The following is a 22548-nucleotide window of genomic DNA, read 5'->3' on the forward strand; positions in this document are numbered from 1 at the left end:
AAGTAGACCTGCGTGTGAATGGTGGGACGTTGAACGGCGAGAGTCACCGGCCTATTGCTGGTGACTGATTGCCGGGAGTCCACATCAAAGCCCCACCCTCAAGGACCGAGGCGCGTATGCGCCGAGGGAGTAGGGTGGGGTAGTTTACGAACCGGTCAACGGAGCGCGTGAATGCCCCTATCGCCGCAATTCTTTTTCATCACACTCCCATCGTCCCAAACAACAGCGCACAGACCCAAGTACCGTCAACAGCGACGGGAATGTTGTCGCCGGGGAATCTTAGACCGACTGAGACGCCCATGGTGGAAACCGCGCCGTTCACGGCGCGGAGGATGTCATTGTTGCGCGTGTCAGGGGTTCGTGTGCATCTCCCGCCGATGCCTCTCTCCCGGGCGGGACTCGCGTCGTGTAGAGACACCTCTACGGTTCCGTACACGGGGTCGTCGAAAATCACCGGAAGGGGTGGATTCCGGTGGAGATGGTGGGTAGGGGGTTCGGCCTCGGATGACTCCCAGCATCAGACGTGCGTCAGCGAGACACGTTGTCTCTCTGGAAGTCATCTGTTAGCACTCGGTATCGAATCATAGTATTTCGGTATAGTACACCATGTCATATATATGGGGAATGATAGAAGCCACTCTGCCGCGGACAGCCGTCGGTCCCGTGGGCCGCTTCTACCGGTTGACGTCCTTCACCGATCGCTACCGCTACGACGCGTTCGGCGGACGCGATAACACGGGTGCGGCCTAACGCATCAAAACAGCGCTTTCACGGTGGACTGTCGGTCACCACCCGGGCGCTTCCGCCGGGTGACTATCACACCGGAGCGGTCGCCGCGCTCACGGCGAACGATCCACGAGGAGTCGCCGGACCTGCGGAACCGTTTCCGGCGGCAGGCGCTCCGGGGACACCCACCGCGACTCCAAGATGCCCTCGCCCCGAACGGGTCGTACGGGGGGCACAACAGAACAGGAAAACACCGTATGATGAGAGACGACGCCCGGCGAGCTGTGATGGGCGTACCAGAACGTCCCCGCGCTATCGATCACGACGGAATCACAGCGGAGCTCTTCGAGCAGCTCCCGACGAAGGCCCTCCGTGAGCGACTCCTCTGACCGGACCCCGCCGCCCGGGAGCGTCCAAAACGTCCTGCCGTCCGAGTGGCGCTCTCTGATCAGAAGCACTCGAGAGCCGGAGGAAACGATCGTCTTTGCGCCGCGTCTGACCGGGTTCTCGGTGTGCGTTGCGCCGGCGCTGTTCTCGTAGGAGTCCGCGTGATGGCTGAACATACCCGAGAGGGCAGGCCCTACCGAATAAGTAAATGCTAGTTACTACCACGTCGACCCTTCGTTCTACGACGGACTCTGTCGGATCCGAACTCCCGATGCAGTCCTCTGAAACGACTGCTCGCCGAAGGTACGGACGTAGCGAAGGGATTTCCCTGAGGCGAACCTGTGGGACGTATGTCGAAGCGGCCGCGACCCGTCGTCGGTCACGTCGTTGCGTTCGTCTCGGGGACCGAGCGACGCCGCCTGGCGGTGGTCGTTGGGATCCCGGTCACATTCGCGGTGCTGTTCGAACTTCTCGCCAACTACGGGGTCCTCGTGTTGGTTCTCGCGGCGGGGTTAGCAACGTTTCTGTACACCCGACCGACGGGCCAGGAGACGGTGGCGGCCGGCGCGTACGGGGTCGGGTGATGACCGGTTTGTTCGTGTTCGAGCTGTACTGGAACGGCGTAGGGGGCAGCACGGAGCCGCTGTTACGCACTGCAACACGCGTGCTCTGGGTAGCGGCGGCGGGAACGGCGCTGGTCGGTCTCGGAGTGTGGCTCCGTCGGATCGAAGCCTGATACGGTGGTCGCAAACGGGATCCGATCAGGCCGAACGGACTGTCCTGCACTGAGCGATCGTAACGACGCCTACGCTTCGCTGACGGACGCGATCGGGCGTATCCGGTCGTGTACGACGGTACTACCGCGAACTAACTGAGCCATACCCTCTCGTGGCACGGGGTTTCGGGAGAACTGCACGACGCGCTCCGTTCGACTGCCCGTTTTGTAAGCCGACCGATCCCAGATCCAGATGCTGTATAACAAACCCTCGTGGGGTAGTGGACGGAGTGTGGTGAATAGCCGTCGGTACCCCTCTCAGTCACCGACAGCGGCCGCGGGTCATGCCGCAGGGTTATGCGGTCGGATCGCCTACGAGAACGAGTGGCAGACAACAAGAGCGGCCGCGACGAGCAGGCGGACGACAGCGAGAAACGCCAGCGCGAACGCGACCTCGCCACCGAGCTGAAACGCCGCGACGAGCCCGAACCACCGATCGACCCGGACTCGCTCGCGCGCCTCGAAGCGGATCTCGGCGCGCTGCGGTTTCCGACGACCGGATCGGCGATCGTTGCGGCCGTCGGCGACAACAGGATCGAATCGCCCGACGAAACCCACACCGTGGCGGAGCTCCTGCCCGACACGGACGGAGAGAGCTTCAGGTCTCCGTCGGCCGTTCGACAGCGGGTGAAACGACCGAGCGTCGCCGCGGTGATGAAACGGATCGTCGAGACCGGCGAGACGGTTCGGGGCGTCGATCCCGACGAATCACAGCGGGACGCCTACGAGCGGACGCTGCAGGAACTCCGGGCGATCGACGCCGATGACGACGACGAGGGGGTGGCGGTGATCGGCGATTGGGTGATCACGCAAGCCCAACTGAACGGGGCGTTCCCGGGATCCCGCAGCGTGCGACGGCAGGCGGCGAAGTTCTGTCGGGCGAACGGGTACGAAATCCGGAACGACGAGTGGCTCGGTATATAGGGCCCTACGAGAGTCCCGATCGATCGTCTCGTTTCGGTCTCGGGCGGCCGGACGTCAGAGCACCGACTCGCACACCGCTTTGATCCGTTCGCCCATCCGATCGATCCCGAGCGGCTCGACGGCTTCCCGGCCGTTGGACGGGCGTCTCGCCCCGAGAACGTCGATGAGGCCGTCGCAGAGCGCCCCGTCGGTCCGACAGACGAACGACGGGTCGACGCCGGCGAGACGCTCGCTGACGTCCCCGACGTCGGTCGCGACGACCGGCAGGTTACACGCCATCGCCTCCTTGACCGAGTTCGGCGATCCTTCGCTCTTCGAGGTTAACAGGAGAACGTCGGCGGCGTTCATGTACAGCGGCATCAGGGCGTGCGGCACGTCGTGGAGCGTCTGTAAGACGACGTCCCCGTCGATCCGGCCGCGGACCCGATCGACCACGCGCTCGGCCCGCGGGTAGTCCTTGGCCTCGCGTTGGGACGCGTACGGAAACAGCACGTGCGTCGCATCGGATCGCCAGCCGACCGATCTCCGGGCCGCCTCCCGCGAGAACGGCCGAAACAGGTCGAGATCCACGCCGTGTGGGATGACGTGCGATTCGGTCTTCAGCATCCCGTCCATCTCGTTGCTCATCACGATGACGGCGTCGGCCAGCCGGGCGCACAGGCGGCTCATCCGACCGACGTTCCCCAGCAGATCGGACCCCCAAAACGAGACGACCACCGGGCGGATCGACTGGGCGAGCGCCATGGGCCCCGTCAGGCCGTAGTTGGCGTGAACGACGTCGTACGGCTCTCTCGAGCGCCGACGGACCCGTCGATAGAACCGGACGTAATCGAGCATCGACCGCGAGTCCACGTCGTCGTCGGTGACCGCCCGTTCGCCGGCGAGTGGACGCTCACCGCCGGCGTCGGCGACGAACGAGCGGAGACGACGGTCCTGATCAACGCGACCGACAGGTCGTCGGAGCGAGCGGATACCGCTGAACGCGCCGCGCTCGAAGCCGGAACGGAGTCGCCGTCCTCGCCGGACCCCTCCGATTCGACGGCCGATCCGACGGGAACCGACACGTCGCCACAGGAGACGTCGACGCGAACGTCCGCCCCGGAGACGCCGGACGGGACGGAAACCCAGCGCAGAGTCGGGTTCGGCGCCGGAGCCGTGGTGGTCCTGATCGGCGTTGTGACCGTCCTCGCCTATCACGTTCGGTGGGGCTGAGGGTTTCGTCGCCGGATCCGCTTCGAACGGACCGAGCGGCTACGCACCGTCGACCGAAACGAGCGCGTTCGTGACGAGGGTCGAAATAGCGCGGCGGAGCCGTTCCGTCACGGCCTGATCCGAGATGCCCAACTCCGCGGCGAGTTCTTTCGTCGTACAGCCCCTCGGGATGTCGTAATAGCCGGACTCGACCGCGAGGAGAAGCGCTTTGCGCTGTGGGTTCGTCAGATTGTACCACGGTTCGCTCTCCGGTTGTGTCGGGTTATAGATGCGGATTATCGTCGTCGGCGTTCCGACGTCGTTGCAGTACTTGTTGAACTCGGAGAGCGCGTTGTGATCGGAGAACCGCACCTCGAACTCCCATATCTCCGACGTGCCGAGGGCGCTCAACAGCTGTCCGCCGTGCGTCTCGAGGCCTCGAATAACGGAGTCCTTGCTCGCGTCCCACTCGAGCGTAAACAGCGCCCGGTCGTCGAACACGTCGATCTCGGTGGCCGTGATCACGGCCGAATGGTCCTGGATCCCCTGGATGAACGACCCTCTGTCCGAGTCGTGAATCCAAAAGAGCGGGACGGTACGACTGCTGATCGGGACCAGACGTTCGAGTTCGACGGACGACATCCCCCCCACGTCGAGGATCCGGCCGAGTTCGAAGTCCGCAGACTCGGTCTGGAATTCTACGATCACACTCATCCTTACGTCTACCCGTCTTCGCGTGCCAGATAATAGCAAGCCATTGTTCACCAAGCTGAGAGCGCGCGAGACGCTGAGGTAGACGCCGGTTCCCGCTCGTCGGGGCACCGCGGCGCCCGCGTCGGGGGCGTTCTCACCCCGAGTTGTCATACCGACGTGTTACACTCGCGCGCACCGGACCGTTAGACATGGCCACCGTGATGGAGTTTTCGAGCCCCGCCGAGGAGTTCCCGCTCGGGACGGTCTTCGAGAACGTGCCGGGCGTGACCGTCGAGCTAGAGCGACTCGTTCCCCAGGAGACGCTTCTCATCCCGTACTTTTGGGTACGTGGCGCGTCGGTCGAGGACATCGAAGCGGTCTTCGAGACCCACGCCGGCGTGGTGAACATCGAACTCATCGACAGCGTCGAGGACGAGTACCTCCTGCGCGCCGAGTGGCACTCCGAGTACTTCGGGATTCTGGACGCGCTCGCGGCGGCCAACGTCACCGTGCTTTCCGGGATCGGAACGGTCGAGGGCTGGCACTTCGAGGTGCGCGGGGATGATCACGAGACCATCAGCGAGTTCCGGACCAGCTGTCAGGACCACGACATCCCGATCGAGATCACCGCCGTCCACGCGCTGCTCCCGATACAGGACGACAACTACGAACTGACGAACGCACAGCGGGAGGCGCTCGTGTTGGCCTACGAACACGGGTATTTCGATTCGCCGCGCGAGTCGTCGCTCCAGGAGATCGCCGCCGAACTCGGTATCACCCAACAGTCGCTGTCCTCGCGGCTCAGGCGCGGCCACCGACGACTGATCGGGGGTGCCGTCATCGATCGCTGACCGCGATCCGGGATCGTATATATACCTCCTGTATGATCAGAGCCAATACTGAACCGACCCAGAGGAGTTAGTTCTACGTATGAGTAGGGTGACTACACGAGCGGGTGTCGATCTGGAGTCCTTCGAGTACCATCCGGAATCGGACACGCACCGGGCGCGGTACGACCGGGGAACGACGCCTCCGAGTTTGGCCGTCATCGCGTCGGTGTCCAAGGCGCTGAACGTCGGCCCCACCGAACTGGAGCAGCTCCACTACGCCGTGGACAGCGACGCCCTTGACGAGTTGCTCCGCGGCCGAGAGCAGACCGAACGAGAGGTCTCGGTCCGGTTCACTATCGAGGAGCACTCGATCACCGTCAACGACCGCGGTGTGATCTCGATCACCCCCTCGGAACGCGACACGGACGGGAGTGATCCGGACGAATGACGGTCGATCCCGACAGACGACCGCCGGAGACGCCGGAGGAACTCGCCGTCGGCATACGGCTGCTGTTCAAGCAGGCACACGGCAACGGCGTCGACGTCACGGGCGGCTGGGACTGCCGAAACGGCGACCGGTATCCGGACTGGGACGTGGTCGTCACGGAACTGCGAAAGCCGGACCACGACGAGTAACGACCGCATACTAAATCCGGCCCCGGGCGAACGGCGGTCCATGCAAGCAGTCATTCTCGCGGCAGGACGGGGAACCCGGATGGGGCCGATAACGGAGACGATGCCGAAACCGATGGTACCCGTGGCCGACCGCCCGCTCGTCGCACACGTCGCGGACGCCGCGGCAGCGGCCGGGGCCGACGAGCTGATACTCATCGTCGGCTACCGCGGCGATCGGATCCGGTCGTACTTCGGCTCGGAGCACGCCGGCGTTCCGATCCGGTACGCCGAGCAGCCGGACCAACTCGGGACCGCGGACGCGCTGAACGCGGCGGCCGATCTTCTCGACGACGACTTCGCCGTCATGAACGGCGATTCGCTGTACCGTGCCGAAGACATTTCCCGGCTGTTTTCGGCCGTCCCGCAGGTCGGCGCCGCCCGCGTCGAGGATCCGTCGGGCTACGGCGTCTTGATCACGAACGACGGGACGGTCACGGCGGTCAGAGAGAAACCCGACGACCCCGCCAGCGACCTGATCAACGCCGGCGCGTACACCTTCCCCGAGGCGGCCATCCGGCTGCTCGACGTCCCCGAGAGCGAGCGAGGGGAGCGGGAACTGACCGACGTTCTGGATCGGCTCATCGAGCGCGATGAACTAACGCCCGTGACCTTCGAGGGCTGGATGGACGTGGGGCGCCCCTGGGAGCTGTTGGAGGCGAACGAACGCCGGCTGCCGGGCGCGGCCGACGGAGTGACGATCCCCGACGGCGGAGCGGTGGTGACCGCCGACCGAGACCGAGCGACCGGAACAGGCGATGCGCGCCAAGCGCCGGAGATCCATCCGAGCGCGGTGCTCCGGGGTGACGTCGTCGTTCACCCGGGCGCCTCGATCGGCCCCGGCACCGTTATCGAGGGACCCACCCTCGTTCGGTCCGGAAGCTCCGTCGGGCCGAACGCGTTGGTCCGCGGCGCGAGTCTGATCGGCGAGGACGTACACATCGGACACGGCGTCGAGATCGAAAACAGCGTCGTGATGCCCGGAGCAACCGTGGGACACCTCTCGTACGTCGGCGATAGCGTTCTCGGCCGCGACGTGAACCTCGGAGCGGGAACGAACGTTTCGAACCTCCGTCACGACGGGGAGTGCGTCTCCCTTACCGTCAACGGTACCCGGGTCTCCACGGAGCGGCGGACGTTCGGCGTGGTGCTCGGCCCCGGGGTCAAGACCGGGATACACCGGGGTTCAATCCGGGCGTGACGCTCTCGGCCGACACCCGAACCGATCCCGGAGAGATCGTCTCGCGCGACCGGTGAGACAGCGCCGAAGCGCGACGACGTCGATGCGCGGACGGTCGACAGCCCGAGACCCACGTTCGGAGCGCCACTCGGAGCCCGACGCGCCGGCGGGAACGCTGCCGGGATAGAGGCCCTGAAAGCGCCGGTAGCCGGAGGATAACAATACCACGTCCGTCCGTAGCCCGGATGCAGATGTCATTGATCAAACGAAGCTCCGGGCCGGGCCTGCTCGAATCGGTCGTCGTCGATTACGACGACGCGCCGAGTGAGTGCACGATATACCCAGCCGACAGCGACATCGAGGAGCGAACGACCGCGTGGATAACAGCGAAGGAAGGTTCGTTCTGTCCGATCACCTCCCGACAGTAACCCGACGGCGACCGCGGAACCCGACCCCACGGCAGGCGTCTGTACCAGCCGCACGTCCGATGAAAGCTGCGTAGGCGACGGGACCCGCACCGAAGGTCGGACGTCACGTCGTCGCTGCGAACGCGCGACACCGCAGGGGGTCGTCCCGTCGAGAGGACGGGTCGGTGTGCATTGTGCGTCGTGTAGTATATAACAGGCATACCTCTGTTATAGACGTGGTATGCTGCGCCCGGTGGGGCAGACCACCTACGGATCTGAGGTGCGAACACGCGCCGTCCGGACCGGTGGCGGGGTGTCGCGTGTCGAACACACAGATACGACGGTCGCGTAATCCGACCGAGTAGCGCCGAACGAGGACCTGTTAACGAGTGCTTTCGAGCGCTTGTCCTCGTTCGGAATCGGCGCGTCCGGACGACGCCGGTAACCCGTCTATATTTATAAGCGCCCGGCTCCCTTCGCTCACAATGTCGGATCCCAGACTGATCCCTCCGGCGCCGAAAACGACGCTTCCCGACCCGATCGAAGCGGACAGCGTGATCTATAACCCCTCGCCCGATCGACTCCTGGCGCTCTCGCGGGAGTTCGAGACGGGAACGGAGACGGAGACTGAGTTCGGCTCTCTAGCGCACGTGACCGAACAGCGCTCCCGGTGTGCCGATCGGACGAAAAACGCCGTGGACGACGCGTTCGACGCGACCGACCACGCTCACATCGAGACCGCCCTGCAGTGCGCTCGCGAACGGAAAACGATCTGTCTCGACCGACGGATCGCCCGTCATCCCGATCACTCGTACGTCGGCCGGTACTACGTTCCGACGCGGTACGCCCGGATCGCGCTGACGATGACCAACCTGTTCGAACCGGCCGAACGCGGCGTCGACCCGGACTTCGTCACCGTTCAGATCCCCGATCACGACGAAATCGCGATCCGCGTGCTCCCCGATACCGGCGTGACCGCCGTCCTCGGGAGCGACTACTCGGGCGAGGCGAAAAAGTCGTTCCTCCGGCTGTTCATGCGCCGCGTCAAAGAGCGCGGAGGATTGGGCATCCACGCCGGCAGCAAGCGGGTCACGCTGCACACCGACGAGGACGGCCTCGAGGACGTCGGCCAGGTGTTTCTCGGCCTCTCGGCGACCGGAAAGTCGACGCTGACCGCCCACGGGCTGTGGCTCGAGGAGCCCGAGTCGGCAACGATGCTGCAGGACGACATCTGCGCACTCCTGCCCGACGGAACCGTCGCCGGCAGCGAGGGCAACGGGCTCTACGTGAAGACGATCGGTCTCAGCGCCGACGAACAGCCCGAAACGTACGCGGCCGCAACGCACGAGTCGGCCGTTCTGGAAAACGTCGCCGTCACCGGCGATGGCACCGTCGATTTCGACAGCGACGAACACACCGCTAACGGGCGGGCGGCGATCCTCCGGGAGCACCTCACCTCCGCGGACAACGGGATCGATCTCGACACCGTCGATCAGGTGTTTTTCATCACGCGGAACCCGGTGATGCCCCCGGTGGCAAAGCTCTCGACGACCGAGGCCGCCGCGGCGTTCATGCTCGGCGAATCGGTCCAGACCAGCGCGGGCGACCCCGAAAGCGCCGGCGAGTCGATCCGCGTGGTCGGCACCAACCCGTTTATCACCGGTCCGGAGGGGGCGGAAGGGAACCGGTTTCGGGAGCTCATCTCGGATCTCGACGCGGACTGTTTCGTCCTCAACACCGGGTACCTCGGCGAGCGAGCGAAGGACATCGGCGTCGAGGAGTCGGTGACGCTCCTTCGCGAGATCGCTCGCGGAACCGTCGAGTGGACCGACAGCGAGGAGACCGGGCTCACGGTTCCCCGCTCCGTGCCGGGGATGGACATCGACGAGTTCGCCGTGCCGGATCACGTCGAAAACTACGAAACGAAGCTCCGCGAGCTGCGAGCCGATCGGGCCGAGTACCTCTCGGAGTTCGAGGAGCTCGACGAATCGATCGAGGACGCGGTGTATTAGATGCCTCCGCGATCCCGACCGAACGGCGGTTAGCGTACGGGGCTCGTATTCACCGTGCTACCACCTCTCACCCGTCAGTGCCCCGAGTGCGGCGTCAGAACCTGGAGCCACCGTTTCACAGTCGTCGTCATCGGCGCCGACCGCCGCGTGATCGCGTGTCCCTCGTGCAGCCACCGGTTCAAACGCGAGCCCCCGTGGCTCAACTGAGACCACCACTCCAGCAAAGGTCCACACGGGACAGACAGAGTCAGCGTCGCCTCACGGCCCTGGCCTCGTCCCGCTCGGCCGGTAAGCACTGAATAACTACCGGTGCGCCGATGAAGGTCAATACAACCGTCGTCAACGCGCCGGGGGAACTCCATGTTTAGTTCCGGTGACAACGCTCGCACCGTCTGGATGGGACTAGCGGTCGTCCTCGCAGGCGTCCTGCTGTTCGTCATCTACTCGTTCATCAGAACGTTCGTCCTCGGCCTCTTTCTGTACTACGCGTCCCGCCCGATCTACGTCCGTCTCCGGCGGCGAATCCGACCGCCGACGCTGGCGGCGGCGGTGGCCCTGTTCGTGCTCGTACTCCCCGTCATCCTGCTGTTTTGGTACACGGCCGCGCTCGGTATCAGCGAACTCCGGTCGCTCGCCGAACTGAACCTGTCCGGCTACGAAGGGCTCTTGACCCCGTACACCGACTTCGCCGGTCTGATAGGTGAACTCCAGGTGGTTCTCCGGACGCTGGCCTCCGATCCGGGACGGCTTCTGACGGAGTCGCGCCTACGGACCGTCGGGGTGAACTTCACCGCGGCGATAACGACGTACCTCGGGGTCGTTCTCAGCGGTCTCCTCCACCTGTTCATCGTGCTGGCGCTGGCGTTCTATCTGCTTCGTGACGGTGAGCGGTTGGCCGCGTGGATCCGCGGTCGTTTCCCCGATGAAACGCTCGTCAGCTACGGGCGGGCGGTGGACGCCGACCTCAAGACCGTCTTCTTCGGGAACATCCTGAACGCGCTGCTCACGGGGACCGCCAGCGCGATCGTGTTTTCGGCTCTCGGGGCGATCGCACCGCCGACCGTCCCGGTTCCGGTCCCGATCCTGCTCGGTCTGCTCGCCGGAGCCGGGAGTCTTATTCCGGTCGTCGGGATGAAGATAATCTACATCCCGGTGTCTCTCTATCTCGCCGGCTTGGCGGTGATCTCCGATCCCCAGTTGCTCTGGTTCCCGCTCGTCTTTTTCGGCATCACGTTCGTCGTCGTGGACACGATCCCGGATTTCATCATCCGTCCGTACGTCTCGGGGCGAAACCTCCACGTCGGGGCGGTGATGTTCGCGTACATCTTCGGCCCGTTGCTGTTCGGATGGTACGGGCTGTTTCTCGGCCCCCTGCTCCTTGTCGTCATCACGGACTTCGCACGCGAGGTCGTTCCGGATCTCTTCGGACCGGACACGGAGACGGTATCGACCCAGCCAATCGGTGACCGATCCGATCGGGGACCGGACACTGTGACGGCCGACGACGGTACTCACGAGCCCGATACCGCACCCGGCGGCGACGAGTCGGAACGGGTCAACGACTCCGACGAGGACCCCGACTCGGAGTGAACACCTCGCTCGCCGTCAGGCGCCGTTCGACGTGCTCGCGCGGAGACCGTCCGTGTCACAACTGGCTGTCCACCTAGATCAGTGCCCGGCAGCGCCCTCCCACGATTGGTATGTCCGCTTAGAACCTACTTCCGGGAGGATCGATCTCCCCGAGGTCGTCCGGCGGTCGCGTGGGCGACCGTGGGGTTCGCAGAGGCCACGTGGGGGCCGAGTGGTATATAAAAGCGACAGCAAGAGGCACGGGAGCGTTACTAACTGCTGCAGTCATCTCACATTTATAAATGAGACCGAGACGAAGGTGGGGCCACGATGTTGTACGATCACGTCTCCGGCCTGGAACTCGACGTGGATGGTTACGAGTTCGAGCACCGCGAGCGGGACACGTCCAGCGGATTCACCCGGGCGACGACCGTCGTCTCGTTACACGGCGACGGCGAAACCGGACGCGGCGAGGACGTTACCTACGACAACGACGCACACGAAAGGGTCGAGGGGTCCGCGGGAGACCTTCCCCTATCGGGCGAGTACGTCTTCGAGGAGTTTTCCAGCCACGCGTCCGAGTTCGATCTCTTCGACGGTGCCGAACCGAGCCAGTCGGTGTTTCGTAACTACAGACGGTGGGCCTTCGAGAGCGCCGCGCTCGATCTCGCATTGAAGCAGGCCGACACCACCCTCGCCGACCGTCTCGGCCGCACGTACGACCCCGTTCGGTTCGTCGTGAGTACACGCCTGGAGGACCCACCGACCGGCGACGTCGTACTCGAGTGGCTCGAGCGCAACCCCGAGCTAAAGTTCAAACTCGACCCGACATCGGGGTGGACCACGGAGGTCATCGAGCGACTCGCGGCGACCGGCGCCGTCCGGACACTCGATCTCAAAGGGCAGTACCACGGAACGACGGTCGATCAGCCGGCCGACCCGGAGCTCTACGAGCGGATCATCGAACACTTTCCCGAGGCGCTCATCGAGGACCCGGAACTGAACGGCGAGACGCGGGCACTGTTCGAAGGCCAAAAGGCGCGCGTGACGTGGGATTACCCGATCCGCGGAGTCGAGACGATCGAGGACCTCCCGTGGGAGCCCGAGTGGCTCAACATCAAACCCTCACGGTTCGGCTCGGTTCGGTCGCTTCTCGACACGGTCGATTACTGCCGGGAGCGTAACATTCGGATGTTCGGGGGTGGACAGTTCGAACTCGGCGTCGGACGCGAGCACATCCACGCGGTCGCTTCGCTGTTCTATCCCGACGCGCCGAACGACGTGGCTCCAAAAGGGTACAACGAGCCCGATCCGAGCGATGACCTCCCGACGAGTCCGCTCGCGCCGCCAACGAGGTCTCGGGGCTTTTCCTGGCGATAGCGAGTGCAGGCCCACGGCATGAATTTACTTCTACGGCGCACCGACGAGGAACGCGGCGTCGGAGTCGTCGTGTTTCTCCGAGAGTCCGGCGGGAAACGAGTAAGCGAGAACGGTCGTGTCGTCGGTACAGGATTCGTGCGACGCAGATCATTCGTCTCAAGACCGACAGTGCATACAGCTAACATCGTCCACCGTCGGGCTGGATCACAGTTTCGTCGACCGCAACGTGACCCGAATACCGGCCCGTTTCGGGCCGTGAGCCAACGTTGTCAGTCCACGTACGAGCGGCTGATCAGGCACGTCTGGAGCTAAGTATCAGAAGATAAGACAGTATTCAAAATGTACTTTACCGCGGATTTCTCCGACGCCCCGTTCGGCATACCGATAGCCGTACACCAGTAGATGCGTTCGGTCCGTCGCTGCGTTTCTGGGTTGGAATGTAAAAACGCGATCCCGTCTATTTCAGATAACGCTACTCTCAATACTGTTTGTTAGAGGGGCGATCAGGCGTCGGCTTCGGGGTCGTCATCGTCGTCGCTCTCTTCGTCCTCCGTGTCGACCTCTTCGTCGTCTTCGTCATTATCCTCATCTTCCTCATCGTCCTCTCCGTCTTCGTCCTCGTCTGGCTCGTTCTCTTCGCGTTCGTCGTCCGCCCCGCGGTCGTCGTCGTCCACCCCGTCGTCCGTTTCGTCCGCTTCGTCGTCCGCTTCATCGTCGATCTCGTACTCGTACGTCTCCTCGACGAGCGTCAGCGAGCCGTCCTCGACGACGTACTCCAGTTCGCCCTCCACGTCGTCGGACTCGTACTCGGTTTCGAGTTCCTCGAGCGACTCGCCGGACTCAATGAGAGTCGACAGGCCGACCGTCGCGGTCCCATCGGGGCCGGTACTGAGAGTCGTTTCCGTTTCGCCCTCGACGGTGATCGAGGCGTTCTCTACGGGCTCGCCGCCGTCGGTCGCGGTCACGGTGACCGTCTCGTTATCGAGCGCTGCGTCCATCTCCAACTCGGATACGGACGCAGACGACGCGTCGGACTCCGTCTGTGCGAGTCCCGTCGCCGCAGCGCCGGTTCCAGCGACGAGCAGAACCGCCAGTACGGCCAGCAGGGATTTCGAGACTGACATTGCGATCGGTACGACGGCTGTGAGGGACATAAACCGGGGACACCGTTAGACGGAGTTTCGCCGAGTTTGTTCGGATCAAAACGGTTTAATCGGGCCGGAGAGCGTTTGTTCGGGGTTGTGAGCCCACGATTAACAGTTGTTGGCAATGTGATCTATCTTATCTCGCCGGCCGACCACGTTGGCATCACCTTCGAGTTCGTCGGACCGCTGCGATCCCACGGATCGACAGACGCGCGACACACGGGCGGGCCGAAGCGAGGCGCGGGCGCTCACTCTGGGACGATCGCAACGGCCTCGATCTCGACCAGCAGCTCCGGGTCGATGAGACGGCTCACTTCGATCATGCTGGTGGCGGGTCTGATGGCGCCGAACACCTCGCTGTGGGCGTCACCGATCGCTTCCCACCTGTCGATGTCGGTGACGTATATTCTGGTCCTGACGACGTCTTCGAGCGAGGCGTCGGTCTCTCCGAGGGCGTTCTCGACGTTTCGGAGCGCCTGTCTCGTCTGCTCGTAGGGCTCCCCCGTTCCGACTACGTTCCCCGCGTCGTCGGTCGCCGTGGTCCCCGACACGTGGACCTCCGCGCCCGCCTGAACCGCACGAGAGTATCCGACGTCCGACTCCCACTGTGTTCCGGAAGACACTCGTTTTCGCTCCATACACCGGATCGCTCGACAGCACACAAAGGCGTTCCCTCGGTCGAAACGGTAGTGTGACACGTCACCGACGGAGGCGTTCCCGATACACCGCCTTCTGTGGCCGCCGGGCTAACGACCTGAACAAACTCCGGACGCGAGTTGTGTCCGTCCGAGACCCTCCTTCGGTTCGATCCAGGTAGTGTTCCCGGTAAACAAATAGTATCAGTTTACAAAACATATACGAAATACAGTAATTGCGCGCGAAATCGGAGTTGCCCCCCGCGCAACAGCCTGGTACGGCAAGTGTGTACCGACATATAAAACGAAACGATATAATTATACTTTGGACCGGACGGCGCATTCCACCCGTCTGTTTTAGGATAACTCTGAGAGGCGAACGACCTACCTGCATCGATCGACGTGAGGAGTCCCGACATGTCTTTCGACATCTCCACGAGTTACGACTGGCTGTTTGGGTAGTTCAGAGCGCGGGCGATCCGATCCGGTCCGACCGGTGTATCCTCCGAACGCAAAATAAAAGCAGATTTAGAAGAAATCAGAAATAAAATATATATTATATATTTGCGAGGACTATCTTACGACGGACGACGCGTCGGAAAAGACAGTTATTTATCCGCTACCGGTCTGTGCGTGAACATGTCGAACACCGAGGCAACTGATGCTGTTGCCACCGTCCGCGCCGAAAACATCGGAGGGATCACGCGGACGGACGTCGAGATCCCCCCCGGAGTCACCGTTCTCGAAGGGCGAAACGCCACCAACCGGACGTCGTTTCTGAAGGCGGTGATGGGCGCGATCGGAAGCGATGCCGTCGCGCTCAAGGGCGACGCAGACGAGGGCCGCATCGAGTTGACTCTCGACGGCAAAACCTACACTCGAGTGCTTCGCCGGACCGAAGACGGGGTCGCGTCGAGCGGGGATCCGTACCTGGCCGACCCGACGCTCGCGGACCTGTTCGCGTTTCTGTTGGAATCCAACGAAGCCCGGCGGGCGGTCGCGCAGGAACGCGACCTCCGTGAGATAATCATGCGGCCGGTCGACACCGACGAGATACGGGCCGAGATCGATCGCCTCGAGCGCGAACGCGATCGGATCGACGACGAGATCGAGGAACTCGACGAGTTGAAGCGGGAACTGCCCGGCTTAGAGGAGCGACGCACCGACCTCACCGCCCGGATCGAAGCGAAACGCGAAAGCTTGGCCGACACGGAGGCCGAAATCGAGTCCACGGACGCGGCGATCGACGAGACGCGCGCCGAAAATGAAAAACTGGAGGCGCACCTCGAGGATCTCCGCGAGCTGCGCGCCGAACTGGACGACGTTCGCTCGGAGATCGAACTGCAAACCGAGAGCATCGCGTCGCTGCGCCGCGAGCGGGAGGAGCTGAACCAGAAGCTGGCCGAACTGCCCGAGGTCCCGATGGGCGACCACCAGCACCTCGACGACGAGATCGCCCGTCTGCGCGAGCGCAAGCAGTCCCTGGAGACGGAGATGAGCGCCCTCCAGAACGTCATCCAGTTCAACAACGACGTGCTCGACGACCGCGAAACGGCCGTCACCGACGCACTCGACGCGGGCGGTGTGGGCGATGCGAGCGGTGCGGGCGGCGAGGACGGTGAGCCCACGGCGCAGTTACTCGCGGGCGATTCGGTCACCTGTTGGACCTGCGGGAGCGACGTGAGCCGCGAGCGCATCGAGGAGACCCTCGAGCGACTGCGCGGCGTCAGACAGGGGTATCTGGACGACGTTCGCGAGATAGAAGCGGACCTCGAGGAGGTGCGCGAACGACAACAGGAGCGCAAGGCACAACGGCGCCGACGCGAGAAGCTCCAACGGAGGCTCGAAACGACCGAGAGCGAACTCCAGCGGCGCCAGGAGACGCTAACCGAGCTCCGCGCTCGCCGCGACCGCCTCGGCGAGGACGTCGAAGCCGCCGAGCGGGAGGCCGAACAGCTGGAGTCCGAGGACGTCTCCTCGGTGTTGGACCTCCACAAGGAGGCGAACCAACTCGAGTTCGATCTCGGCCGCATCGAGTCGGAGTTAGAGGACGTGACCGACCGTATCGAAACGATAGAGGACCGCCTCGGCGAGAAGGAGGACCTGCAGGCGCGACGCGAGCAGATCCAGACGGGGTTAGAGGAGCAACGAACGCGCATCGACCGCATCGAGCGGGAGTCGGTCCGGGAGTTCAACGACCGCATGGAGGAGGTACTCGGGATACTCGAGTACGACAACCTCGCTCGGATCTGGATCGAACGGGTCGAAACGACGGTTCGTCAGGGACGCGGCACGTCCGAGCAGGCCGCCTTCGAGCTTCACGTCGTCCGCACGACCGACGCGAACGTCGCCTACGAGGACACGGTGGCGCATCTCTCCGAGAGCGAACGGGAGGTGACCGGGCTGATATTCGCACTCGCCGGATACCTCGTTCACGACGTTCACGATCGGGTTCCGATCATGCTCTTGGACTCGCTTGAGGCCATCGATTCCGAACGGATCGCCGCGCTGGTCGAGTACATCGCCGATCACGCCGAGTACCTGCTCGTCGCGCTTCTCCCGGAGGACGCACAGGCGGTCTCCGCGGCGGACGCGCGCATTACCGACATCTGACGCGAGACGTCACTCGCGGTCGCAGTCACAGCCCCCCTCACTCAGCAGCGTGGTGATCTCGTACTGCGAGCCGCAGTCCTCACAGAGGACGCTCACGTCGACGAGGATCCGGAACTCGCCGAGCGAGAGCGCCGACGTCTTTCGGAGCCGACGGAGGCCGTCGTCGGCGACCGACCGCAGGCGGGCGGTGAGCTGTTGGACCGTCTCCCGGGTGCTCTCGACGCGCGCCGTGTCGCTCGGTTTCTCGTACTCCGCCCCGCGGTACTGCGTGAGGTAGGATCGGATCGCCTGGTACGTGACGAAGTCCGTTTCGAGGCCGTCGACGTCGATACCCTCCTGGCGCAGGCGGTTCCGCGCCGCGGCGCGCTGGCCGCCGGTGGCGTCCTCGTCCGTCAGCAGCCGGTAGAGGTTATCGACCTCGCCGTCGAGCACCGTGGTCCCGGCGTCGGCGATCGCCGTCGACAGCAGCCGCTTGTTGAACCGGTCGGCCAGCGACCGCAGGCTCTCGCGTCGCTCCCCGTCGGCCGTCCAGAGGGCCTCAAGTCGGTCGCCGACCGACGGCCCGAGGTCGTACTCCCCGATGAGCCGCGCGACCTTGCTCGACGGCTTGGCGCTGTTCGTTTCGTCCGCGGACACCGCCTTCCCCGAATCGTCGGCTGACGTCATCGATGGGTCTGTTAGTGCCTACCGAAGCTATAATCCCTCGCTTTGCGGAGGGGCTGTCCTGCACGTAACGGTAATACGACTGTTATCCGATCGAGGGGCGCTGTTCGGCGGCCTCGTAGCTGAAGGCGGCCTCACTCGTCGGATCGCGCGTCTCGGTCGATTTCTGTGAGGGGGTCGCCTCCGCCGCCTCCGCTTCGGACGCCTCCTCGGTGTCCAGCGACGGCGGCTTCGGCCAGTACATGGGCGAGTTCACGACCGCCGTCAAGTACGACATGGACGTCACGCACGTCCTCCTCAACGACGACGAACTCGGGAAGATCAGCAAAGAGCAGCGCACGGGCGGGTGGGACGTCTGGCAGACCGATCTCGTCAACCCGGAGTTCGCCGCGTTCGCGGAGAACTGCGGCGGACACGGCGTCTTCGTCGACGACGCCGACGACCCCGACGAGGCGCTCGAGGACGCCATCGCGTACGACGGCCCCGCGCTCGTCGAGATACTCACCGACGCGGACCCGATCTGAGCGACGGTTCGGCCGCGGGCGAACCCCTCCGGCGGGAGTCGGTTGGCTGTCGGTGAGCCGTGGGTGATACGCTCGGCCTGTTCTCGTGGTGCGTGCGGCCGCTGTGTTCCCGTACCGACCGCCACACCCCTTCGACGTTCTACGTAGTTTACGCTCCTCGCGGACGGGTAACGCGGTGACTGTCGCGTTCGGCGCGGGCTTCGATCGCGTGGAAAACAGTTAATACGACACAAACTAACACGGTTATTGATACCAGTTGTCGACGAGGCCAGAGTCGGGGGACCGAAGCCGGAACACCGACGAAACCGAGACACGAACCATGATAGACTTAGAGGAGACGTTCATCTTCGACGCGGTCGTACACGCCTACAACCTCAGTCCGGCGAACTACCGGAACGAACAGCACGCCGAGGGCATAACCGAGATGATCTTCGGGACGGTCGACGCGGCGTCGCCGCCCGGCTACCGGGTCACCCGCGACGGCTACGTCAGGAACTGGTCGGTCGAAGAGACGGCGAACATGCTGTTTTTGGAGAGCGACACCGACATGGCGACGTTCCAGTCGCTTCCGCTGTACGCCTTCCACGACGGGCTCACGGCGAATCAGAACTGCGTCGAGGCCGTCGAGACGTATCCGGAGCGGTTCCTCGGGTTCGCGAACATCGACCCGCTCCGGGACGGGTGGGAGGAGTCGCTCGAAGAGCAGGTGGAGGCGGTCGACCCCGTCGGACTGAAGCTGTACCCCTCACACTGGGGCGAGGAGTACCACGAGGGCTGGCGGATGGACGACGAGTCGGTCGCGTATCCGGTCTTCGAGAAGGCGAAGGACCTCGGGATCGAACTGATCGAGGTGCACAAGGCGATCCCGTTCGGCCCCGTCCCGCGGGACCCCTACCACCCCGGCGACGTCGACAACGCGTGTGCGAACTTCCCCGAACTGCAGTTCGGCCTCGTTCACGGCGGGTTGGCGTTCACCGAGGAGACCGCCTGGCAGATGGCCCGGTTCCCGAACCTCCACATCAACATGGAGACGCTCGGGGTGCAACTGGCCGCAAACGAGCGGGCCTTCGCCGAGACGATGGCGAAGATCATCTCGATCGGCGGCGAAGCCGTCCTCGACCGGATGTACTGGGGTTCGGCCGCGATGGCGTACCACCCACAGCCGGAACTCGAGGCGCTGCGGGACTTCGGGTGGCCCGACGACATCCGCCAACGCGGGACCGAGTTCAGCGACATGCCGGAGATCACCGACGAGCACAAGCGGAACATCCTCGGGCGAAACTACGCCGACCTCGTCGGGTTGGACATCGAGAAGGCGCGGGCGGCACTCGAGAACGACGGGTTCAGCAAGCGGGTTCGAGAGTCGGGGCTCGCCGACCCGTTCTCGACGACCGACGCCGCCGCGGAGGTGTACTGAATGTCGGGCGACCCCGCCCCGCTCGCCGTCCGGGAGTGCCTCGACGAGATCATCGACCCGTGTAGCGACGCCAGAGGGACCGGCATCAGCATCGTCGAGATGGGGCTGTTGAAACGGATCGAGATCGAGGACGGAACGGTTCACATCGAACTCCGGATCACGTCGCCCTCCTGTATGATGGTCGGGTACTTCATCGAACAGGCCCAAGAGCGCGTCGGCGGGCTCGAGGGCGTCGAGGAGGTCACGCTCGAAACGGACGCCGGGATGCAGTGGCGCGACGACATGATGGCACCGGAGGCGAAACGGCGCCGCCGCGAACACCAACAGGCGCTCGCCGATCGGTACGAAGCGAGCCAACAGCCGGCGCCGTCCGTCTCTGCGGAGCGTTGAGTTCTCTCGTCGCCGACGGCTACAGCTTCTCGGCGTTTTTCGCCTGGTCGCTCCGACGGTCGGCCTGCTCTAAGCGGTTGCCCGTTGCCCGAGCGAGACCGTCCGGGAGCGAGCCTCTCGCCTCGTCCAGCCTGGTCCGAACGCGGCGCAGCCGCTCGATCACGTTGTCGAGACTCCGGTCGGCCCGCCCTCGGTTCCCGTTGTCCGCGGCCTCGGCCGCGCGTTGTGCGGCTTCCGCGACCGCCTCAAGGGCGTTCGCGAGCCCGGTCACCGAGTTTGCCCGACCGCCACCGCCCTGTCGGTCGTTGTCGTCATCGTCGCCGTCGTCGCTGTCGCCGTCGCCCTCGAGGGCCGCTATCTCGTCTCGGGTCTCCGCGACGATGTCCGCGAGGTACTCGGCGAGCGGGGACTTCCCGGTGCGCGGATCGGCCACCCGCACGCGCCCTTCGTCGCCGGGGTTGACCCGGAACGCGCCGATCTCGTCGTTTTCGTCCCTGAGTTCCGTCGTGTACGCGCCGCCACCGTGGACGTAGACGGCCTCGGGGCCCGAAAGCGGCGCGTCGTACAGCCGCCCCGCGAAGTCGTCCTCGACCGCGAGCGCGCGGAGTTCGCTGTCCGCTTCGCTCGGGTCGATCTCCATTTTCACGGCGTTCTCGCGGGCCACGACGGGGATTTCGCCCTCGACGCCGGCCGCCGTCGCCTCGCCCTCGGCGACGGTCACCGTCTCCGTGTGGGGCGCAACGCCGGCGCCGTTGATGGTCAGTTCGTGATCGCCGGCAGGGACGCCGTTGAGGACGGCGATACCGTTGAACGTCGGGACGGCTTCGGGGTCGCTTCGCAGCAGCGCGAACATCTCGAGCGGCGAGGGGACGGTCGTTACGCCCTCGTCTTCGGGGGCGTCCTCGTCGGAGACGGCGTTCGTCACGCCGGCGACGACCTGGCTGACGGGGGACGGCTCGCCGATGGCGTCGTAGCGATCGGCAAGCGCCTGCCGGTGGACCGGCTCGCTGATGTCGTTTGCGGGGTTCTCGTAGCGCGGATCCATCCAGGGCACGCCGGCGGTCGTGATGTGGCTGGCGACGGCGTTCTCGGCGAACGCCGGCACGGAGAACTCGAAGCTCAACTGCGGCCCGACGAAGTCGTCGATGTGTTCGAGGTCCGAACTCGGGCGCAGATCGTAGGGCACGTCGGTCCCCTCGGCCTGCGCGTCGCGGTAGTCGAACCGGTAGCCGGTCTCCCGCGTCGAGAGTTCCGGCGGCGATCGCAACTCCTCGAGCGAGCGGACCGTCAGCTCCTCGGGGATGAGGTTCGAGGCGTCCACGGACGGCAGGCGGTCGTCCTCGTAGAACGGCGCCCCGTCGAGTTCCGGGACCGCGTACGGGAGCCCGAAGCCCTCGTCCCGCGGCAGACCGTACGCGAGCGGGACGGCCGCGACGGCGTCGATGCCGTCGATGACGCTGTTGGTGATGTCGGCGACGCTGCCGTCGAGCGGGAGCCGCTGGAAGTGCTCGGCGTCGTCGTTGACCGAGAGGCCGCTGGAGTGTGATCCGAGCTCCGAGAGGATCCGCGGTCTGGTGCGCTCGGGGTCGAGGAACTCGTTGTTCGGGACCTTCCGCGAGTGCGAACTCGCGACGTGGAGCTGCGGCTCCTCGGTGTCGGTGTCCACGAACACCTGCAGGAGCTCCCAGTCGTGCCAATGGAAGTTCGCGGTGAACTGATCGAACGCCGAGTAGAACCAGAACTGAACGACCGTCAGCGGCGACTCCGCGTACTCCACGACGTTGTAGAAGCCGGTCGGAGCGGGCGGATCGTCCGCGCCGCCCTGGCCGACGTAGCCCTCGAGGGCGTCGAACCCGTCGACGACCGTCTCGCCGTCGCGCTCGCTCTCGTAGGGCCGGGGGTCCGTCGGGAACCACCGCTCGTGTTCGTCGAAGTACAGCGTCGGAGCGAACCGCTCGGCGAGCTCCCGCGCTCGGTCGTCCTCGACCGTCGAGACCTCGCCGTCGCTGCCGGTATCGAACAGCGAACAGCCGGCCAGCGAGGCGGCTCCGGCGCCGGCGACCGAGGCGAGGTACGCCCGTCGGTCGATACTCGAATGGTTCTCGTCCGACATCCTACCGTCCACCGCCGTCGAGCGTCGGGGTCGTCGTCGGTTTCATCGCCGCCACCGCTTCGCTGTTCGTCGGCACATTTTTTCATTTCACACGTTCGACGGACATGGCGCTTTTGATCGCCGGTGCGGTCTTCGGTCGCCGGGTGACCGTCGGGCGGTTCGCCGAACGCGGCGGCGAGTCCGGGGTTCGAACGGTGTCGGCCGCCGTCGACGCCCTCAGTTAGTGCAACGGGGCCCCCGCCGTGTAATCGGGGGGCGTCACCCCGTCGTGATCCCATCGGGAAGTTCGAGCGTGGACCGAC

22 protein-coding genes and 1 pseudogene are annotated in these 22548 nt (G+C 64.7%); 15 read left to right on the forward strand and 8 right to left on the reverse strand.

Going from position 1 to position 22548, the window contains the following annotated elements; all coding sequences use genetic code 11:
- Nucleotides 1-839: 839 nt before the first annotated feature.
- Nucleotides 840-1289 carry an NUDIX domain-containing protein gene (locus tag Q0916_RS00755; RefSeq protein ID WP_299232983.1) on the reverse strand — a complete coding sequence of 150 codons (450 nt, stop codon included), beginning with the start codon at nt 1287-1289 and terminating at the stop codon, nt 840-842.
- Between the two features lie 174 nt (nt 1290-1463).
- Between Q0916_RS00755 and Q0916_RS00760 the strand changes: the two genes are divergently transcribed.
- The gene (locus Q0916_RS00760) at nt 1464-1697 is read left to right on the forward strand and encodes a hypothetical protein (protein ID WP_299232986.1); all 234 of its coding nucleotides are present in this window, start codon (nt 1464-1466) and stop codon (nt 1695-1697) included.
- A gap of 515 nt (nt 1698-2212) precedes the next feature.
- Nucleotides 2213-2812 carry a hypothetical protein gene (locus Q0916_RS00765; protein ID WP_299232988.1) on the forward strand — a complete coding sequence of 200 codons (600 nt, stop codon included), beginning with the start codon at nt 2213-2215 and terminating at the stop codon, nt 2810-2812.
- A gap of 54 nt (nt 2813-2866) precedes the next feature.
- Here Q0916_RS00765 and Q0916_RS00770 read toward each other — a convergent pair whose 3' ends face one another.
- A complete protein-coding gene (locus tag Q0916_RS00770; RefSeq protein WP_414689302.1) occupies nt 2867-3664 on the reverse strand; it encodes a glycosyltransferase in 798 nt (265 codons plus the stop codon).
- Between Q0916_RS00770 and Q0916_RS00775 the strand changes: the two genes are divergently transcribed.
- Nucleotides 3581-4024: a hypothetical protein gene (locus Q0916_RS00775; RefSeq protein WP_299233222.1), complete on the forward strand. Its 444-nt coding sequence runs from the start codon at nt 3581-3583 to the stop codon at nt 4022-4024. The two genes, Q0916_RS00770 and Q0916_RS00775, sit on opposite strands and share 84 nt — an antisense overlap.
- Before the next feature lie 39 nt (nt 4025-4063).
- On the opposite strand, the gene Q0916_RS00780 is transcribed toward Q0916_RS00775, so the two are convergent.
- Nucleotides 4064-4717 carry a helix-turn-helix domain-containing protein gene (locus tag Q0916_RS00780; protein ID WP_299232997.1) on the reverse strand — a complete coding sequence of 218 codons (654 nt, stop codon included), beginning with the start codon at nt 4715-4717 and terminating at the stop codon, nt 4064-4066.
- 188 nt (nt 4718-4905) lie between these two features.
- On the opposite strand from Q0916_RS00780, the gene Q0916_RS00785 reads away from it, so the two are divergent.
- From Q0916_RS00785 to Q0916_RS00815, 8 genes and pseudogenes are all read left to right on the forward strand, one after another.
- Nucleotides 4906-5547, forward strand: a complete 642-nt coding sequence (locus tag Q0916_RS00785) for a helix-turn-helix domain-containing protein (RefSeq protein ID WP_299233000.1) — start codon at nt 4906-4908, stop codon at nt 5545-5547.
- Nucleotides 5548-5626: 79 nt separating this feature from the next.
- The gene (locus Q0916_RS00790; RefSeq protein ID WP_299233003.1) at nt 5627-5974 is read left to right on the forward strand and encodes a HalOD1 output domain-containing protein; all 348 of its coding nucleotides are present in this window, start codon (nt 5627-5629) and stop codon (nt 5972-5974) included.
- Nucleotides 5971-6162 (forward strand): hypothetical protein, encoded by a 192-nt coding sequence (locus Q0916_RS00795; RefSeq protein ID WP_299233006.1) that lies wholly within the window; start codon nt 5971-5973, stop codon nt 6160-6162. The genes Q0916_RS00790 and Q0916_RS00795 overlap by 4 nt, the downstream gene beginning before the upstream one ends.
- 40 nt (nt 6163-6202) lie before the next feature.
- A pseudogene (locus Q0916_RS00800) lies at nt 6203-7455 on the forward strand (sugar phosphate nucleotidyltransferase).
- Between the two features lie 174 nt (nt 7456-7629).
- On the forward strand, nt 7630-7806 hold the full coding sequence (locus Q0916_RS12195) for a DUF7511 domain-containing protein (protein WP_422656516.1): 177 nt from the start codon (nt 7630-7632) through the stop codon (nt 7804-7806).
- Between the two features lie 464 nt (nt 7807-8270).
- Nucleotides 8271-9797, forward strand: a complete 1527-nt coding sequence (locus Q0916_RS00805; protein ID WP_299233009.1) for a phosphoenolpyruvate carboxykinase (ATP) — start codon at nt 8271-8273, stop codon at nt 9795-9797.
- A gap of 396 nt (nt 9798-10193) precedes the next feature.
- Complete coding sequence (locus tag Q0916_RS00810) at nt 10194-11387, forward strand: AI-2E family transporter (protein ID WP_299233012.1); 1194 nt, start codon at nt 10194-10196, stop codon at nt 11385-11387.
- Between the two features lie 309 nt (nt 11388-11696).
- Entirely contained in the window at nt 11697-12746 is a 1050-nt protein-coding gene (locus tag Q0916_RS00815) for a hypothetical protein (RefSeq protein ID WP_299233015.1), read from the forward strand.
- 503 nt (nt 12747-13249) lie between these two features.
- Here the strand turns inward: Q0916_RS00815 and Q0916_RS00820 are convergent.
- The gene (locus Q0916_RS00820) at nt 13250-13870 is read right to left on the reverse strand and encodes a hypothetical protein (RefSeq protein WP_299233018.1); all 621 of its coding nucleotides are present in this window, start codon (nt 13868-13870) and stop codon (nt 13250-13252) included.
- Nucleotides 13871-14139: 269 nt separating this feature from the next.
- Nucleotides 14140-14529 carry a RidA family protein gene (locus Q0916_RS00825; protein WP_299233021.1) on the reverse strand — a complete coding sequence of 130 codons (390 nt, stop codon included), beginning with the start codon at nt 14527-14529 and terminating at the stop codon, nt 14140-14142.
- A 636-nt stretch (nt 14530-15165) separates the two neighbouring features.
- On the opposite strand from Q0916_RS00825, the gene Q0916_RS00830 reads away from it, so the two are divergent.
- On the forward strand, nt 15166-17139 hold the full coding sequence (locus Q0916_RS00830) for an archaea-specific SMC-related protein (RefSeq protein ID WP_299233023.1): 1974 nt from the start codon (nt 15166-15168) through the stop codon (nt 17137-17139).
- 9 nt (nt 17140-17148) lie between these two features.
- Here the strand turns inward: Q0916_RS00830 and rdfA are convergent, their stop codons facing one another.
- On the reverse strand, nt 17149-17805 hold the full coding sequence (gene rdfA / locus Q0916_RS00835; RefSeq protein WP_299233026.1) for a rod-determining factor RdfA: 657 nt from the start codon (nt 17803-17805) through the stop codon (nt 17149-17151).
- A gap of 82 nt (nt 17806-17887) precedes the next feature.
- Complete coding sequence (locus tag Q0916_RS00840) at nt 17888-18046, reverse strand: hypothetical protein (RefSeq protein WP_299233029.1); 159 nt, start codon at nt 18044-18046, stop codon at nt 17888-17890.
- Between Q0916_RS00840 and Q0916_RS00845 the strand changes: the two genes are divergently transcribed.
- The 3 genes from Q0916_RS00845 to Q0916_RS00855 all read left to right on the forward strand — a co-directional run bounded on the left by Q0916_RS00845 (nt 18015) and on the right by Q0916_RS00855 (nt 20133).
- Nucleotides 18015-18326, forward strand: coding sequence for a thiamine pyrophosphate-dependent enzyme (locus Q0916_RS00845; protein WP_299233032.1), 312 nt, complete (start codon nt 18015-18017; stop codon nt 18324-18326). The two genes, Q0916_RS00840 and Q0916_RS00845, sit on opposite strands and share 32 nt — an antisense overlap.
- A 319-nt stretch (nt 18327-18645) precedes the next feature.
- A complete protein-coding gene (locus tag Q0916_RS00850; RefSeq protein WP_299233035.1) occupies nt 18646-19743 on the forward strand; it encodes an amidohydrolase family protein in 1098 nt (365 codons plus the stop codon).
- A complete protein-coding gene (locus tag Q0916_RS00855) occupies nt 19744-20133 on the forward strand; it encodes a metal-sulfur cluster assembly factor (protein WP_299233038.1) in 390 nt (129 codons plus the stop codon).
- Nucleotides 20134-20152: 19 nt separating this feature from the next.
- On the opposite strand, the gene Q0916_RS00860 is transcribed toward Q0916_RS00855, so the two are convergent.
- Nucleotides 20153-22246, reverse strand: a complete 2094-nt coding sequence (locus tag Q0916_RS00860; protein ID WP_299233041.1) for a hypothetical protein — start codon at nt 22244-22246, stop codon at nt 20153-20155.
- Nucleotides 22247-22548: the final 302 nt, after the last annotated feature.

Source organism: Natronomonas sp., assembly GCF_028274965.1.
Taxonomy (GTDB): Archaea; Halobacteriota; Halobacteria; order Halobacteriales; family Haloarculaceae; genus Natronomonas.

Coding starts and splice junctions, on each gene's coding strand:
- Q0916_RS00840 (WP_299233029.1), bottom strand. CDS start 18,046: ATGTACTGGCCGAAGCCGCCGTCGCTGGACACCGAGGAGGCGTCCGAA.
- Q0916_RS00780 (WP_299232997.1), bottom strand. CDS start 4,717: ATGAGTGTGATCGTAGAATTCCAGACCGAGTCTGCGGACTTCGAACTC.
- Q0916_RS00850 (WP_299233035.1), top strand. CDS start 18,646: ATGATAGACTTAGAGGAGACGTTCATCTTCGACGCGGTCGTACACGCC.
- Q0916_RS00830 (WP_299233023.1), top strand. CDS start 15,166: ATGTCGAACACCGAGGCAACTGATGCTGTTGCCACCGTCCGCGCCGAA.
- Q0916_RS12195 (WP_422656516.1), top strand. CDS start 7,630: ATGTCATTGATCAAACGAAGCTCCGGGCCGGGCCTGCTCGAATCGGTC.
- Q0916_RS00760 (WP_299232986.1), top strand. CDS start 1,464: ATGTCGAAGCGGCCGCGACCCGTCGTCGGTCACGTCGTTGCGTTCGTC.
- Q0916_RS00860 (WP_299233041.1), bottom strand. CDS start 22,246: ATGTCGGACGAGAACCATTCGAGTATCGACCGACGGGCGTACCTCGCC.
- Q0916_RS00795 (WP_299233006.1), top strand. CDS start 5,971: ATGACGGTCGATCCCGACAGACGACCGCCGGAGACGCCGGAGGAACTC.
- Q0916_RS00805 (WP_299233009.1), top strand. CDS start 8,271: ATGTCGGATCCCAGACTGATCCCTCCGGCGCCGAAAACGACGCTTCCC.
- Q0916_RS00790 (WP_299233003.1), top strand. CDS start 5,627: ATGAGTAGGGTGACTACACGAGCGGGTGTCGATCTGGAGTCCTTCGAG.
- Q0916_RS00810 (WP_299233012.1), top strand. CDS start 10,194: ATGGGACTAGCGGTCGTCCTCGCAGGCGTCCTGCTGTTCGTCATCTAC.
- Q0916_RS00815 (WP_299233015.1), top strand. CDS start 11,697: ATGTTGTACGATCACGTCTCCGGCCTGGAACTCGACGTGGATGGTTAC.
- Q0916_RS00755 (WP_299232983.1), bottom strand. CDS start 1,289: ATGTTCAGCCATCACGCGGACTCCTACGAGAACAGCGCCGGCGCAACG.
- Q0916_RS00825 (WP_299233021.1), bottom strand. CDS start 14,529: ATGGAGCGAAAACGAGTGTCTTCCGGAACACAGTGGGAGTCGGACGTC.
- Q0916_RS00785 (WP_299233000.1), top strand. CDS start 4,906: ATGGCCACCGTGATGGAGTTTTCGAGCCCCGCCGAGGAGTTCCCGCTC.
- rdfA (WP_299233026.1), bottom strand. CDS start 17,805: ATGACGTCAGCCGACGATTCGGGGAAGGCGGTGTCCGCGGACGAAACG.
- Q0916_RS00855 (WP_299233038.1), top strand. CDS start 19,744: ATGTCGGGCGACCCCGCCCCGCTCGCCGTCCGGGAGTGCCTCGACGAG.
- Q0916_RS00820 (WP_299233018.1), bottom strand. CDS start 13,870: ATGTCAGTCTCGAAATCCCTGCTGGCCGTACTGGCGGTTCTGCTCGTC.